Origin of the sequence: Billgrantia antri (assembly GCF_019430905.1) — a bacterium.
Taxonomy (GTDB): domain Bacteria; phylum Pseudomonadota; class Gammaproteobacteria; order Pseudomonadales; family Halomonadaceae; genus Halomonas; species Halomonas antri.
This window is the reverse complement of the sequence record NZ_JAHYCA010000001.1, coordinates 286173-298836: the sequence shown is the minus strand read 5'-3', so window position 1 is coordinate 298836 and position 12664 is coordinate 286173. Positions and strand designations below refer to the sequence as shown.

The 12664-nt window shown below is 65.6% G+C and carries 12 protein-coding genes; 5 read left to right on the top strand and 7 right to left on the bottom strand.

Features of this window, described 5'->3' with window-relative positions; all coding sequences use genetic code 11:
* Nucleotides 1–62 precede the first annotated feature (62 nt).
* Nucleotides 63–1553, top strand: a complete 1491-nt coding sequence (locus KPL81_RS01370) for a SulP family inorganic anion transporter (RefSeq protein ID WP_219790376.1) — start codon at nt 63–65, stop codon at nt 1551–1553.
* A gap of 113 nt (nt 1554–1666) precedes the next feature.
* Nucleotides 1667–2521: a universal stress protein gene (locus KPL81_RS01365; RefSeq protein ID WP_219790375.1), complete on the top strand. Its 855-nt coding sequence runs from the start codon at nt 1667–1669 to the stop codon at nt 2519–2521.
* 50 nt (nt 2522–2571) lie between these two features.
* On the opposite strand, the gene KPL81_RS01360 is transcribed toward KPL81_RS01365, so the two are convergent.
* Nucleotides 2572–3819, bottom strand: a complete 1248-nt coding sequence (locus KPL81_RS01360; protein ID WP_240548999.1) for an MFS transporter — start codon at nt 3817–3819, stop codon at nt 2572–2574.
* Nucleotides 3820–3965: 146 nt separating this feature from the next.
* Between KPL81_RS01360 and KPL81_RS01355 the strand changes: the two genes are divergently transcribed.
* On the top strand, nt 3966–4334 hold the full coding sequence (locus KPL81_RS01355) for a winged helix-turn-helix domain-containing protein (protein WP_219790374.1): 369 nt from the start codon (nt 3966–3968) through the stop codon (nt 4332–4334).
* Nucleotides 4335–4388: 54 nt separating this feature from the next.
* Here KPL81_RS01355 and modC read toward each other — a convergent pair whose 3' ends face one another.
* The 3 genes from modC to modA are packed head-to-tail and all read right to left on the bottom strand — an operon-like array spanning nt 4389 to nt 6948.
* Nucleotides 4389–5453 carry a molybdenum ABC transporter ATP-binding protein gene (gene modC / locus KPL81_RS01350; RefSeq protein ID WP_219790373.1) on the bottom strand — a complete coding sequence of 355 codons (1065 nt, stop codon included), beginning with the start codon at nt 5451–5453 and terminating at the stop codon, nt 4389–4391.
* On the bottom strand, nt 5450–6142 hold the full coding sequence (gene modB / locus KPL81_RS01345; RefSeq protein ID WP_219790372.1) for a molybdate ABC transporter permease subunit: 693 nt from the start codon (nt 6140–6142) through the stop codon (nt 5450–5452). Before modB ends, modC begins: the two co-directional genes overlap by 4 nt.
* Before the next feature lie 26 nt (nt 6143–6168).
* The gene (modA, locus tag KPL81_RS01340) at nt 6169–6948 is read right to left on the bottom strand and encodes a molybdate ABC transporter substrate-binding protein (protein ID WP_219790371.1); all 780 of its coding nucleotides are present in this window, start codon (nt 6946–6948) and stop codon (nt 6169–6171) included.
* Nucleotides 6949–7142: 194 nt separating this feature from the next.
* Here modA and KPL81_RS01335 point away from each other — a divergent pair, with 194 nt between their 5' ends.
* Nucleotides 7143–7520, top strand: coding sequence for a RidA family protein (locus KPL81_RS01335; RefSeq protein WP_219790370.1), 378 nt, complete (start codon nt 7143–7145; stop codon nt 7518–7520).
* A gap of 7 nt (nt 7521–7527) precedes the next feature.
* Here KPL81_RS01335 and KPL81_RS01330 read toward each other — a convergent pair whose 3' ends face one another.
* The 3 genes from KPL81_RS01330 to KPL81_RS01320 form a co-directional block, all read right to left on the bottom strand.
* On the bottom strand, nt 7528–8976 hold the full coding sequence (locus KPL81_RS01330; protein ID WP_240548998.1) for a PhnE/PtxC family ABC transporter permease: 1449 nt from the start codon (nt 8974–8976) through the stop codon (nt 7528–7530).
* Between the two features lie 71 nt (nt 8977–9047).
* A complete protein-coding gene (locus tag KPL81_RS01325) occupies nt 9048–9812 on the bottom strand; it encodes an ATP-binding cassette domain-containing protein (RefSeq protein ID WP_219790369.1) in 765 nt (254 codons plus the stop codon).
* Nucleotides 9812–10684, bottom strand: a complete 873-nt coding sequence (locus tag KPL81_RS01320; protein WP_219790368.1) for a putative selenate ABC transporter substrate-binding protein — start codon at nt 10682–10684, stop codon at nt 9812–9814. Before KPL81_RS01320 ends, KPL81_RS01325 begins: the two co-directional genes overlap by 1 nt.
* A gap of 263 nt (nt 10685–10947) precedes the next feature.
* Here KPL81_RS01320 and KPL81_RS01315 point away from each other — a divergent pair, with 263 nt between their 5' ends.
* Nucleotides 10948–12546: a solute:sodium symporter family transporter gene (locus KPL81_RS01315; RefSeq protein WP_209473612.1), complete on the top strand. Its 1599-nt coding sequence runs from the start codon at nt 10948–10950 to the stop codon at nt 12544–12546.
* Nucleotides 12547–12664: the final 118 nt, after the last annotated feature.

Here is a 12664-nt window from a genome sequence, read left to right as displayed (position 1 = left end):
ACCCCTGGCGCCATCTGGCCCGATGCCAGCTGGAAATGAAAAACCACCGACTGGACCGAAGAATGATCCGCTCCATCAAGCAAGACTGGTTCTCCAACATCAAGGGCGACACCCTCGCCGGCATCGTGGTCGCGCTGGCCCTGATTCCCGAGGCCATCGCCTTCTCCATCATTGCCGGCGTCGACCCCAAGGTGGGGCTCTACGCCTCGTTCTGTATCGCCGTGATCATCGCCTTCGCCGGTGGACGCCCGGGGATGATCTCGGCGGCTACCGGCGCCATGGCGCTGCTGATGGTTACCCTGGTGCGCGATCATGGCCTCGAGTACCTGCTGGCCGCGACCCTGCTCACCGGGGTGCTGCAGATCGTGGCCGGCTACCTCAAGCTGGCCGACCTGATGCGTTTCGTCTCACGCTCGGTGGTCACCGGTTTCGTCAACGCCCTGGCGATCCTGATCTTCATGGCCCAGCTGCCGGAGCTTACCGGTGTGACCTGGCATGTCTATGCCATGACAGCGGCCGGGCTCGGCATCATCTACCTGTTCCCCTACGTGCCCAGGATCGGCAAGACGATTCCCTCGCCGCTGGTGTGCATCGTGGTGCTCACCGCCGTCTACATGATCAGCGGCATGGACATCCGCACCGTCGGCGACATGGGTGAGCTGCCCGATACCCTGCCGGTCTTCCTGTGGCCCGACGTGCCGCTGACCCTCGAGACGCTGTGGATCATCCTGCCCTACTCGGTGATGCTCGCCGTGGTAGGTCTGCTGGAGTCGATGATGACTGCCACCATCGTCGACGACCTGACCGATACGCCAAGTGACAAGAACCGCGAGTGCAAGGGGCAGGGGGTCGCCAACATCGGCGCCGGCCTGCTGGGCGGCATGGCTGGCTGTGCGATGATCGGCCAGTCGGTTATCAACGTGAAGTCGGGTGGCCGCGGGCGGCTCTCCACGCTGGTGGCTGGCGTGCTGCTGCTGATCTTGGTGGTGTTCCTCGCCGATTGGGTGTCGCAGATTCCCATGGCCGCGCTGGTGGCGGTGATGATCATGGTCTCTATTGGCACCTTCAGCTGGGCTTCGATTCGCGATCTTAAGAAGCATCCCATGAGCACCAACGTCGTGATGCTGGCCACGGTGGCAGTAACCGTGGGCACTCACAACCTGGCCATGGGCGTATTCGTCGGCGTGCTGCTCGCGGCCATGTTCTTCGCCAACAAGGTTGGCAACATCCTCTACATCGGCTCCGAAGAAGCAGGAAAGGGAAATCATCGCATCTATCGGGTGGTAGGGCAGGTGTTCTTCGCTTCCTCGGAGCGCTTCGGCAATGCCTTCGACTTCAAGGAAACCGTACAGAAGGTCACCATCGATCTGTCGCGTGCGCACTTCTGGGACATCACCGCGGTTCAGACGCTGGATCGGGTAGTGATCAAGTTCCGCCGCGAGGGCACCGAAGTGGAGCTGATCGGGCTCAACGAGGCCAGCGCCACCATCGTCGACCGCTATGCCATCCACGATGACCCGGCTGCCGTGGAAAAGTTGATGGGCGGCCATTGACGTCAATCGCGGGCCGGTGCTCCTCTTGAAGGAGCCGCGGCCCGCTGGGTCGAATCGAGCGTCGCAGCGTACTTGAGCGCCACGACGGCAATGCCAGCATGGGAAACGACACGATGACAGAACAGGTAATGGCCGCCATCGACGGCTCGCAGTTCTCCACCGGGGTGTGCGACTACGCCGCCTGGGCCAGCCTGGCGCTGGGTGCGCCGCTGACCTTCCTGCACGTGGTGGACAACCACCCGCAGACCGCCGAGGCGGACCTCTCCGGCAACATCGGCCTGGGCTCCCGCGAGCACCTGCTCGAGGAGCTCTCGCAGCTCGACGAACAGCGCGCCAAGGTGGCCCAGGAGCAGGGCCGACTGATGCTCCAGGCGGCCCGGGAACGTGCAGTCGAGGACGGCGTGGCTGAGCCGGGTACGCGCCAGCGCAACGGCACCCTGGTCGAGACCCTGGCCGAACTGGAGGACGAGATTCGCCTGCTGGTGCTGGGCAAGCGCGGCGAGACCGCCCATCGGGCCAGCGAGCACCTGGGCTCCAACCTGGAGCGGGTAGTGCGCACCATGCACCGGCCGATCCTGATGGCGCCGGAGACCTTCAAGCGTCCCGAACGGGTGATGCTTGCCTTCGACGGCAGCAAGACCACCCGCAAGGGCGTCGAGATGCTAGCCAAGAGCCCGCTGTTCAACGGTATCCCGGTGCACGTGGTAATCGTCGGCGCCGAGACCGGAGACAACCGCTCGCAGCTCGACTGGGCACTGGCCGCACTGCGCGAGGCCGGCCACGAGGCAGAAGGCGCAATTCGCGCCGGCGAGGTGGAGGAGACCCTGCGCGTCTACCAGGAGGAAAATGCCATCGACCTGCTGGTGATGGGTGCCTACGGCCACTCGCGCATTCGTCACCTGCTGGTGGGCAGTACCACTACCGCCATGCTGCGACGGGCCAAGGTACCGGTGCTGCTGTTGCGCTAGGCAGATTTATCAATCCCTCACGACGCCGGCCTGGAGCCGGCGTCGTCGTGTCACTCTCCGCGCGCCTCGGGGCTGCGTAGGACGCCCTGGGCGAGCCACCAGCCGAAAACGAGAAAGGCCAGCATGCCGGCCAGAATGAACGAGAAGTGCGCGCCGAGATCGAGCGCGATACCCAGCAACGCCGGGGCCAGACCGGTGGCAAAGACCATGGCGGCGCTCAGCGTAGCGCGCACCGTACCGAGGTGCTCGGCCCCCCAGATACGCACCAGCAGGCTGGTGGCGATCGACTCCTGTGAGCCCATGGCGAGCCCGCCGCCTACCATCAGCGCCCACACGCCGAGATGGCCACCGAAAGTGATGGCGAGACCTAGCGCCAGGGCGTAGGGCAGCAGGTAGAGGCGCGCCAGGCGCACCGGGCCCAGGCGATCGACCCAGCGGCCACCGAGCAGCGCGCCGGGCAGCTTGGCCAGGCCCATGCCGGTCAAGGCGAGGGCATAGACGGCGAGGGTGCTTCCCAGGTCGCGGGTCATCGCTGCCTGGTAGATGAACAGCCCGGTCATGGTGATCGGCAGTGTCATCAGCAGCGGCAGCAGACGCCAGAAGCGGACGTCGCGAAAAGGGCGGGGGCCGCTGGGTCGATGGCCGCGGGCGGGGCGCTGCCCGGGCGCCGCGGGCCAGGGGCCGCGCAGCAGCAGCGGCAGCCATAAGGCCGCCAGCACCAGGCCGAACAGCCACCATAGCTCGCGCCAGCCGAGCCATACCAGCAGCGCCGCGATCAGCGGCGGCAGCAGCGTCTCGCCGAGCATCATGCCCATGCTGACGAGGCCCAGAGCACGCCCACGCATGCTGACGAACTCGCGTCCGGCCAGAGTGTTGCCCAGGTGCGTCATCATACCCTGACCGCAAAAGCGCACCAGCCCCAGCCCCAACAGCCCCAGGCCCCACCAGGGCGAAAGCGTCAGCAGCAGCACGCCTGCGGCCAGTGCCGCCATGACCAGGAGGGCGAAGCGCCGCGGTGATACCCAGTCGATGCTCGGCCCCAGGCGCAGCACGGCGAAACCGGAAATCAGCGTGACCAGCGCATAGGCAGTGCCGAATTGCCCCCTGGGTGAACCCGAGTCGCTCGCTGATTGGCGCCTGGAACAGGCCGATGAAGAAGCTCTGGCCGAGACTCGAGGTGAACATGGCCAGGAAGCAGATTCCCAGCAATCCCCGGTGGTCCCGCAGCAGGGTACGATAGCCCATTGCGCCCTCCCTGAGCGATGGCAAGTGAAAAGGCAGAAAGTGGAAGCCGGCATGATAGCAGTTTGCGGTATGGCAGCGAGGCCGACGTCCATCGGAGTCTAGTGCCGCCACACCAGGTAGCGGCGGCAAGCGCCACGGCCATGCCGTTATCGGTGAGTGATGCTACCATCCAGCGGAAATTGCCCTATGGAGTCGCACCGTGGCCGCCCACGACCCGATGACCCCTCGCCTGCGCATTCAATTGGGCCATGCTATCGCCATGGGCCCAGGCAAGGTGCAGTTGCTCGAGGCCATCGCCGAGACCGGTTCGATCTCCGCGGCGGCCCGCCAGATGGGGATGAGCTACCGGCGTGCCTGGCTGCTGGTGGATACCATGAATCAGTGCTTCAAGGCACCGCTGGTCAATACCGCCACCGGTGGCAAGGGCGGTGGCGGCGCCAGGATCACTCCGTTCGGCGAAGAGGTCCTGGCGCGTTATCAACGCATGCAGCGCATCGCCAGTGAGGCGGTGGCGAAAGAGATGGAGGACTTCGCCTCGCTGCTTGCCCCCTCGCCACCATCGGATTGAACATTTTCTCACCTGCGCCCTGGTAAGCCGCGGGCGAGCCCGACAACGGAGGCGTCACGACAGGGCAGCTCCTCGTAGTTGGGCGTAGACCGGCTGACCGACGACCAGTGCCAGGCGTTTTGCCGCTTCGCGGGTAATGCGGGAGATCAGGGTCTGGTCGCCGATCGTCAGGCGCACCAGCAGATGACCCGGATGGGGATCGTCGGCAATCTCGCTGATACGTGCCGGCAGGCAGTTGAGCACGCTCGAATCCTGGGGTGGGGTGAGGGAGATCACCACATCCCGAGCCTTGACGCTGACCCGCAGTGGCGTGCCAGTGGGGGCCGGTGGGTGGGAGAGCCATAACCGCCCCGCGCCACACTCCAGCGCTATCACCTGCTGCACGGCATCGCATTCCAGGACCCGTGCCTCCAGCACGGCGGCGGCATTATCGGCATGCGACAGCGGCAGGTCGCTGCGCACCAGCAGTTCGTGCAGGGGGCCCGCGGCCAGCACCCGGCCCGCCTCCAGCAGTACCAGGTAATCGGCCAGCCGAGCCACCTCCTCCAAGGCATGGCTGACGTAGACCACCGGGATTTCCAGGTGCGTGTGCAGCCGCTCTAGGTAGGGCAGGATCTCCGCCTTGCTGGCTGCATCGAGTGAGGCCATGGGCTCGTCCATCAGCAGCAGGCGGGGGCTGGCGAGCAGCGCCCGGGCGATGGCCACGCGCTGGCGCTGGCCGCCGGAGAGCGCGTGCGGGTGCCGGTCGAGCAGCGCCTCGACGCCGAGCAGGTGCACGGTCTCGTCGAAGTCGACGCGGCGCTGGCCGGCAGCAACCCGCCGGTAGCCGTAGCGCAGGTTGTCGCGTACCCGCAGATGGGGAAACAGGCTGGCTTCCTGGAACACGTAGCCCAGGGGGCGGCGGTGCACCGGCAGAAAGTGCCGGCCATGCTGCCAGCGGCAGCCATTGACCGAAAGCCAACCCTCACCACGCTCGAGCCCGGCCAGGCAGCGCAATAGGGTGGTCTTGCCCGAGCCGGAGCGGCCGAACAGCGCGGTGACCCCGCGCTCGGGAAGTTCCAGTTCGGCCTCGAGTTCGAAGTCGCCGCGCTTCAACCGCAAGGTACCCGATACACTCATGGCATCACCCCCACGACCTTGAAGCGCCGGTTGAGGGCGTAGATGCAGGTCAGCAGCGTAAAGGCCACCAGCATTAGGAACAGCGACAGGCGGTGCGCCGAGGCGTAGTCCAAGGCTTCGACATGGCTGTAGATGGCAATCGAGGCCACCTGGGTCTGGCCCGGAATGCCGCCGCCGATCATCAGCAGTACGCCGAATTCACCCAGCGTATGCGCAAAGGAAAGCACCGCCGCGGTAAGCAGGCCCTGCCGCGACAGCGGCAGCACCACCGACAGCAGGCGATCGAAGGGCCCGGCCCGCAGGGTCGCGGCCACCTCCAGGGGGCGGCGCCCCATGGCCTGGAAGGCGTTCTGCAGCGGCTGCACCACGAAGGGCAGCGAATAGATCATCGAACCGATCACCAACCCGGTAAAGGTGAAGGCCAGATGGCCCACGCCCAGGCGCTCCAGGGTGCCGCCCACGACGCCGCGAGGCCCAAGCAGGATCAGCAGGTAGAAGCCGATCACCGTCGGCGGCAGCACCAGCGGCAAGGCCACCAGGGCTTCTATGACCACCTTGATGCGCCGCTGGGTATGGGCCAGCCACCAGGCCAGCGGCAGGCACAGCACCAGCAGCAGGCCAGTGCTGATCAGGGCCAGGCGTAGGGTCAGTCGCAGAGCCTCCCAGTCGGAGGACGTCAAGCCTAACATCGTGACCTCTCAGTCTTCACGGGGCCTCAGTCGCCACGTGGCATGGAGAATCCGTAGGCTTCGAGGATCCGTTGCGCCTCGGGGCTTTGCATGAAGTCGGCGAAGCCCCTGGCGGTGGGGTCGTCACCGCCCCGGCGGGTAATGATGAAGCCGTTCTCCAGCGGCTGATGCAGGCTAGAGTCGATGAGGTGGAAGGTCGATCCCCGCATGGACGATGCGTGCATCTGGGCCAGTGCCAGGATTCCCACGTTTGCCGCACCGCTATGCACCATCTGCAGCGCCTGGCCGATATTCTCACCGAATACCAGTTTTGGCTCCAGCGTTTGCCATAGGCCGCTGGCGCGCAGTGCCTCCTCGGCGCGCGCGCCGTAGGGGGCATGGCGGGGATTGGCGATGGCGATACGCCGGAAACGCGCATCGGCGAGCTCGCCCAGCGTCAGTGTCGAAGCGTCGATATCCTCGCTCCACAGCACCAGGCGACCCTCGGCATATGGAGTGACGTCTCCCGCGGCGTGGCCACCCGCCTCCAGAGCCTGGGGAAAAGCCATGTCGGCAGAGAAGAACAGGTCGAAGGGGGCACCGTTCTCGATCTGGGCTCGCAGGCTGCCCGAAGCGCCATACACCGCCTCGAGGCTCGCCGCGGGATGTTGCGTCCGATAGGTGGCAACGAGCTCATCCATCACGGCCCGCAGGCTGGCTGCCGCCGCGATGCGGGTCGGCTCCTGCTCGGCCTGGGCCATGGTCAAGGCGAGGCTCATCCCGAGGGCAGCCACACTCATCAAAAGGCGTTTGAAAATGGCTTGCACGGTGCTGCTCCCGCTGTCGAGTGGATGCCGCTGCGGCTCAGGTCGTCATGTTCGTTCGGATATAGCGATTCGCCGTATACTGCCATATATAACGATAATCGCACCATACCGTCGTGGGAGTACTCATCCTCGGTGAAGAGAGGTAGCCTTTAGCAACAGTCATTTCAGCTTTTCATCGTCAGCGGAGACCATCAATGACCATCGTTCGTCACGACACCAAGGCGCGCATGAGCCGCGCCGTGATTCATAACGGCATCGCTTACCTATGTGGCCAGGTGGCCGGACCCGAGGCGCGTCACGGCGACATCACCGAGCAGACCGAGAGCATGCTGGCCCGAGTGGATGCGCTGCTGGCCGAGATCGGCTCCGATCGTGAGCATTTGTTGACGGCGACGGTCTACCTCAAGGACGGCCACGACTTCGCCGCCATGAACGCGGTGTGGGACGCCTGGGTGCCCACCGGCCATGCTCCGGCGCGCACCTGCGTCTGTGCGCCCATGCCTGCCGATGAGCTCAAGGTAGAGATTACCGTGACGGCTGCCGTGGTGGCCGGTGGCGATTACCCCTACTGAGACGCCCTTATCTCGCGCAGGGGTCATCCAATGGCGCCTCTCGTGGCCGAAGCCGCCGCGAGAGGGCATCCACGGCGATATTGAGCGTCGCGGTAACCAGCAACAGGAAGAAGGCGACGTCGAACATCAGGTAATCGAAGCCCTCCTCGATGTAGAACCCCAGGGTGGCGACCCCCAGCATGCCGAGGATGGCGGTCTCGCGCAGGATCACCTCGGCGCGGTAGTAGAGCAGGGCCAGCAGCCCTGGATAGACCCGCGGCAGCAGTTCGTAGGCCAGTCGCCCGCTGGCAGGCAGCCCTGGCATGCCCGGGGTGATGGCGTCGGCGTGGCGCGCCGCCAGAAAGGCGATCAGCGCGCCGTTGTGCAGTGCCAGAGCCAGCCAGGCGGGCAGCAGCGAGGGGCCGAGCAGCAGCAGGAAGACGAACGCCAGCATCAGCTCCGGCGTCGAGCGCAGGAAGATCAGCACGCCGTGTCCGGTCAGGCGGGTGGCGCGATTGCCGAAATGGCGACTGGCCAGCGGCCACAGCGCCAGTGCCACCGCGAGCGCACCCACGGTACCGAGCAGGCCCAGCAGCAGGGTATTGCCGATGGCCGGTCCCAGCGACGGGATGCGCGCCAGCCACTCCATCAAGGCCGCCCAGTCGCCGGCCAGCAGCGCCGCCGGCCAGATGTCCTGAGAGACGAAGCGCCACAGCAAGCCGCCGTCAACGTTCGGCCAGGGGCCGAGCAGCCATGCGCCGCCTACCAGCAGCAGCGGTATCAAGCGCTTGTGGCCCCACCACGGCAGGCTGGCGATCAACAGGTAGAACAGCCACAGCAGGGCACCGGCCTCAGGGTAGCGCCCTTCGCGAAACGCCGTCTCGAGATGGAATCCCAGCGTCGGTAGGCCGACGAAGCCGAGCAGCACGCTGGCGCGCAGGCCGCACTCGAAACGGTAGCGGGTATAGGCGGCGAGCTGGGACCAGGCCAGCGGCAGTTCGGTGTAGACGAAGCGTGCCAGCCGCCCGCTGCCGGGTGGCAGGGCGTCGCGCGGTGCACGTGGGGTCTGCTCGAGGATCTCGGCGTAGACCTTGGCGAAGATGCCGGCATAGGGAATTGCCAGGGCGGCCAGGGCGGTGAGCGCCGAGAGCCCGAATACCTGCATGAACAGCAGCGCCCAGAACAGCTCGTGGATGGCACGCACGAAGGCGCAGCCGGCACGCACCAGGCGCGAGCGTGCAAAGAGCAGCGCCAGCGGCAAACCCAATACGACTCCGGCCAGTGTGCCCCACAGCGCCACCGCCACGGTGAGACCCAATGCCGAGAAGGGTGACTCCAGTGCCCCCCAGGCGGGCCAGGCCAGGCCGGCCGCCATGCGACCGAGTTCTCCCCACGGGTCGCGGGTATGCACGGCAAGATCGGCGAAAGGCACCAGCAGCACCGCCAGTGCCACCAGGCCCAGGCTGTGCCGGGCCAAGCGCAGGCCAGGCGAGCTCCCTCGCCACCACGCTTTCCACCCTGATGGGGGTAGGGTCGATGAGCTGTCGTTCACGGCCGCCCCCGGGGGCAGGGGAGAGCGTTGACGTCCAGCGCGCCGACATTGGCATCGCGCGTATCCGGGCTGTGTCTCGTGGCATCGGCGTCGGGGTAGAGCGCGTCCAGCTCGGCCAGGGTGAGCGAAGTGGCCGGCGCATCGATTACCAGGCGACCGTCACGTAATCCCCAGACGCGGTCGAAGTGCGTCAGTGCCAGTTCGCGCTGGTGCAGGGCGATCACCGAGGTCGTGTGACGAGAATCGATCAGGTTCAGCAGGCGCAGCGCCTGGTGGGGGTCGACGCTGGCTACCGGCTCGTCGCCGAGAAACAGCGGCCGGGCCTGGTAGAGGGCGCGGGCGATGGCCACCCGCTGGCGCTGGCCGCCGGAGAGCTGGCCCACCGGGCGCCGCAGCAGGCCGGCCAGACCCAGCTCGTCGCACAGCGCGGCCACTTCCCGCCAGGGGCGGCGCAGGGGGCGGATGAGGTTCCACAGGTTGGCCAGCGCCGAATGCTCCGACAGACGCCCCATGAAGACGTTGTGATACACCGCGAGCTGCGGCACCAGGCCGTGATGCTGCGGACACCAAGCCGCCTGGTGCTCGAGCCGCTGGCGCAGTTCACCGAGCAGCGTCGACTTGCCGGCGCCGCTTTGGCCGAGCAACGCGACTCGCTCGCCCTCGTGCAGGGCGAGGGTCAGGCGGGGCAGGACGACCTGTGCGCCATGCCCGAGAGCCTCTCCGTCGAAGCGAACCAGCAGGCGACGTTGCTCATCCTCCATCAGCGCAGCAGGCCGAGCTCCTCGGCCACCTCCTCGATGGGGGCATAGAGGTCGTTGTCGGCAGGGATGAACGCCTCGCGGGGGAAAGTGGCGAGCAGCTCCGGATCCTCCATCTCGAGGAACGCGGCCTGTACCTTGTCGCTGAAGCCCTCGCCGAAACGCTCGTCGGCGTCGCCGCGCAGAGTCCAGTTGTAGTCAGGGTAAGAGGGCGTGGCCCAGATCACGCCAACCTTGTCGGTATCCACCCGGCCGTCCTCCACGGCGGCTTCCCACACCGTGTAGTTGACCGCCCCGATGTCGTAGGTGCCGGCTTCCACCAGGGCGATGGTGCGTGAGTGATCGCCGGAGTACCCGACCCGCGAGAAGAGGTCCTCAGGGTTGGCGTCATCGAAACGCTGGCGCAGGAAGTGCTCCGGCATCAGTCGGCCGGAGGTAGAGGTGCGCGAGCCGAACGTCAGGCTCATGCCTTCGATCTCGTCGGGCAGCTCGTCGGCACGCTCGAGGCCGGTGGACTCATGGGCGATGAAGTAGCTGACGAAGGCATTATCCTCGCTGCCCTGGGCCAGCGCCTGGGAGCCCGGCACCAGGCGGCGTGCCTGCACCCCGGAGAGCCCGCCGAACCAGGCCAGTTGCACCTGATCGTTGCGGAAGGCGGTGACCGCGGCGCTGTAGGACTTCACCGGCACGTACTCCACTTCGACGCCGAGGCGCTCCTCCAGATAGTCGGCCACCTTGGCGAAGCGCTCCACCAGGCGCGCCTGGTCCTCGTCGGGAATGGCGGTGAAGCGGAAGGTCTCGGCGGCGGCCCCTTGAGCGAACAAGGCGAGGGCGATGGTGGGCAGGAAAATGGAAGAAAGGGCGATCCGGCGCATGAAGAAGGTCCATGAGAGTGAGTTCGAGAGAGAGGCTATTGTTGTGCCGCCTAGCCTGTCTGACAACCCTGTAGGCAAGACGCAGCCGGGTCGGTCGATAGGTCACATGGAATAGTGCGTAATATTACAAAAATTTAACGTTTTTTTGCGACTAAAGGCGCATGCGAGGCGCGCCTTTTCCGCTTAGAATTTTGTCAATTCATCAATGTCAGACATTTTCTGGCCCAACGGACTGCCAATCGCTTGCAAGGGAGTGTATCCGCATGCATGCCTTGACCCTGCTATCGTTCCTGTTCTTTACCGGCCTGGTGGCCTTCATCACCTGGCGCCTGACCCGTCGCGACGATCATGCCAGTACCAGCGGCTACTTCCTCGCCGGCCGCTCATTGACCTTCCCGCTGATCGCCGGCTCGCTGCTGATGACCAACCTCTCCACCGAGCAGATGGTGGGGCTCAACGGGGCGGCCTTCAGCGATGGCCTGAGCGTGATGGCCTGGGAGGTGGTGGCGGTCATTGCGCTGGTGGCGCTGGCGCTGTTCTTCCTGCCACGCTTCCTGCGCAGCGGTATCGCCACCCTGCCGCAGATGCTGTTGATCCGCTTCGACGCCGGCACCCAGCTGATCTGCAACGTCATCTTCCTGATCGCCTATGCGGTGATTCTGCTGCCGATCATCCTTTACTCCGGCGCCATGGGGTTGCAGGGCATGCTCGATCTCTCCGGCCTGACCGGGATCGAGTCGCAGACGCTGCTGCTGTGGCTCACGGTCTGGGTGGTAGGCCTCATCGGCTCCATCTACGCCCTGTTCGGCGGGCTGCGCACCGTGGCCGTATCGGACACGCTGAACGGCATCGGGCTATTGGTTGGCGGCTTCGTCATCGTCTACTTCGGCCTGCAGGCGGTCAGCAACGACGGTGGCCTGCTCGAGGGCTGGAACATCCTCAAGCAGAGCGATCCGGACAAGCTCAACTCACTGGGCGGCTCCGATCAGCAGGTGCCATTCTCCACGCTCTTTACCGGTGTGTTCTTGATCAACCTCTTCTACTGGACGACCAACCAGCAGATCATCCAGCGTACCTTCGCCGCCAAGAACCTCGCCGAGGGCCAGAAGGGGGTTCTGCTGACCGGCTTCTTCAAGCTGTTGGGCCCGCTCTACCTGGTGCTGCCGGGGATCATCGCCTACCACCTCTATGCCGACCAGGGCATTCAGGCCGACGAGGCCTACGGTCACCTGGTGTTCAATGTGCTGCCGCCCTATCTGACCGGCTTTTTCGCCGCGGTGATGGTGGGTGCCATCCTGTCGTCGTTCAACTCGGCGCTCAACAGCACCACCACCATCTTCAGCCTGGGCCTCTATAAAGGCGTGCTCAACAAGGAGGCCAGCGAAGAGCAGGTGGTGAAGTCGGGCAAGGTGTTCGGCTGGATCATGGCCTTCGTCACCATGACCATCGCGCCGCTGCTGGCCGGTCAGGAGAGCCTGTTCGGCTACCTGCAGAAGATGAACGCCATCTATTTCATCCCTATCCTCGCGGTAGTGATCGTCGGCCTGCTGACCAAGCGCGTACCGCCCATGGCGGCCAAGATCGCACTGGTGGGCGGCTGCCTGCTGATTGCCGCCGGCTATTTCGTGCCGCCGTTCGACCGGCTGCCGCTGGTCATGCATGAGTTCCACTTTGTGGCCGGCGTGTTCGTGCTGTTGGTGGCCTTGATGCTGGTGATCGGCAAGCTGCGCCCGCGCGAGACCGACTGGGTTCACGAGGACAGCGGTGCGGTCGATCTCACGCCCTGGCGCGGCGCCGTGCCCGTGGGCCTCTTGCTGGTGGCTCTGGTGGTCATCATCTACGCGACCTTCGCCGGTGGTTGAAGATGCACACGGAGGCGGGCCGCCAGGCTCGCCTCTTTTTGGGCAAGGGTAAATGTCTGACATTTGTGGCGGCATGCTCTATATTCGTTGCACTTCGCCAACTTGAGCAGTGCTCATC

What these genes read in the sequence shown, in the direction of transcription:
- KPL81_RS01370 (WP_219790376.1), top strand. Translation starts at nt 63, where the DNA reads ATGATCCGCTCCATCAAGCAAGACTGGTTCTCCAACATCAAGGGCGAC.
- KPL81_RS01365 (WP_219790375.1), top strand. Translation starts at nt 1,667, where the DNA reads ATGACAGAACAGGTAATGGCCGCCATCGACGGCTCGCAGTTCTCCACC.
- KPL81_RS01360 (WP_240548999.1), bottom strand. Translation starts at nt 3,819, where the DNA reads ATGCCGGCTTCCACTTTCTGCCTTTTCACTTGCCATCGCTCAGGGAGG.
- modC (WP_219790373.1), bottom strand. Translation starts at nt 5,453, where the DNA reads ATGAGTGTATCGGGTACCTTGCGGTTGAAGCGCGGCGACTTCGAACTC.
- modB (WP_219790372.1), bottom strand. Translation starts at nt 6,142, where the DNA reads ATGTTAGGCTTGACGTCCTCCGACTGGGAGGCTCTGCGACTGACCCTA.
- KPL81_RS01335 (WP_219790370.1), top strand. Translation starts at nt 7,143, where the DNA reads ATGACCATCGTTCGTCACGACACCAAGGCGCGCATGAGCCGCGCCGTG.
- KPL81_RS01325 (WP_219790369.1), bottom strand. Translation starts at nt 9,812, where the DNA reads ATGGAGGATGAGCAACGTCGCCTGCTGGTTCGCTTCGACGGAGAGGCT.
- KPL81_RS01320 (WP_219790368.1), bottom strand. Translation starts at nt 10,684, where the DNA reads ATGCGCCGGATCGCCCTTTCTTCCATTTTCCTGCCCACCATCGCCCTC.
- KPL81_RS01315 (WP_209473612.1), top strand. Translation starts at nt 10,948, where the DNA reads ATGCATGCCTTGACCCTGCTATCGTTCCTGTTCTTTACCGGCCTGGTG.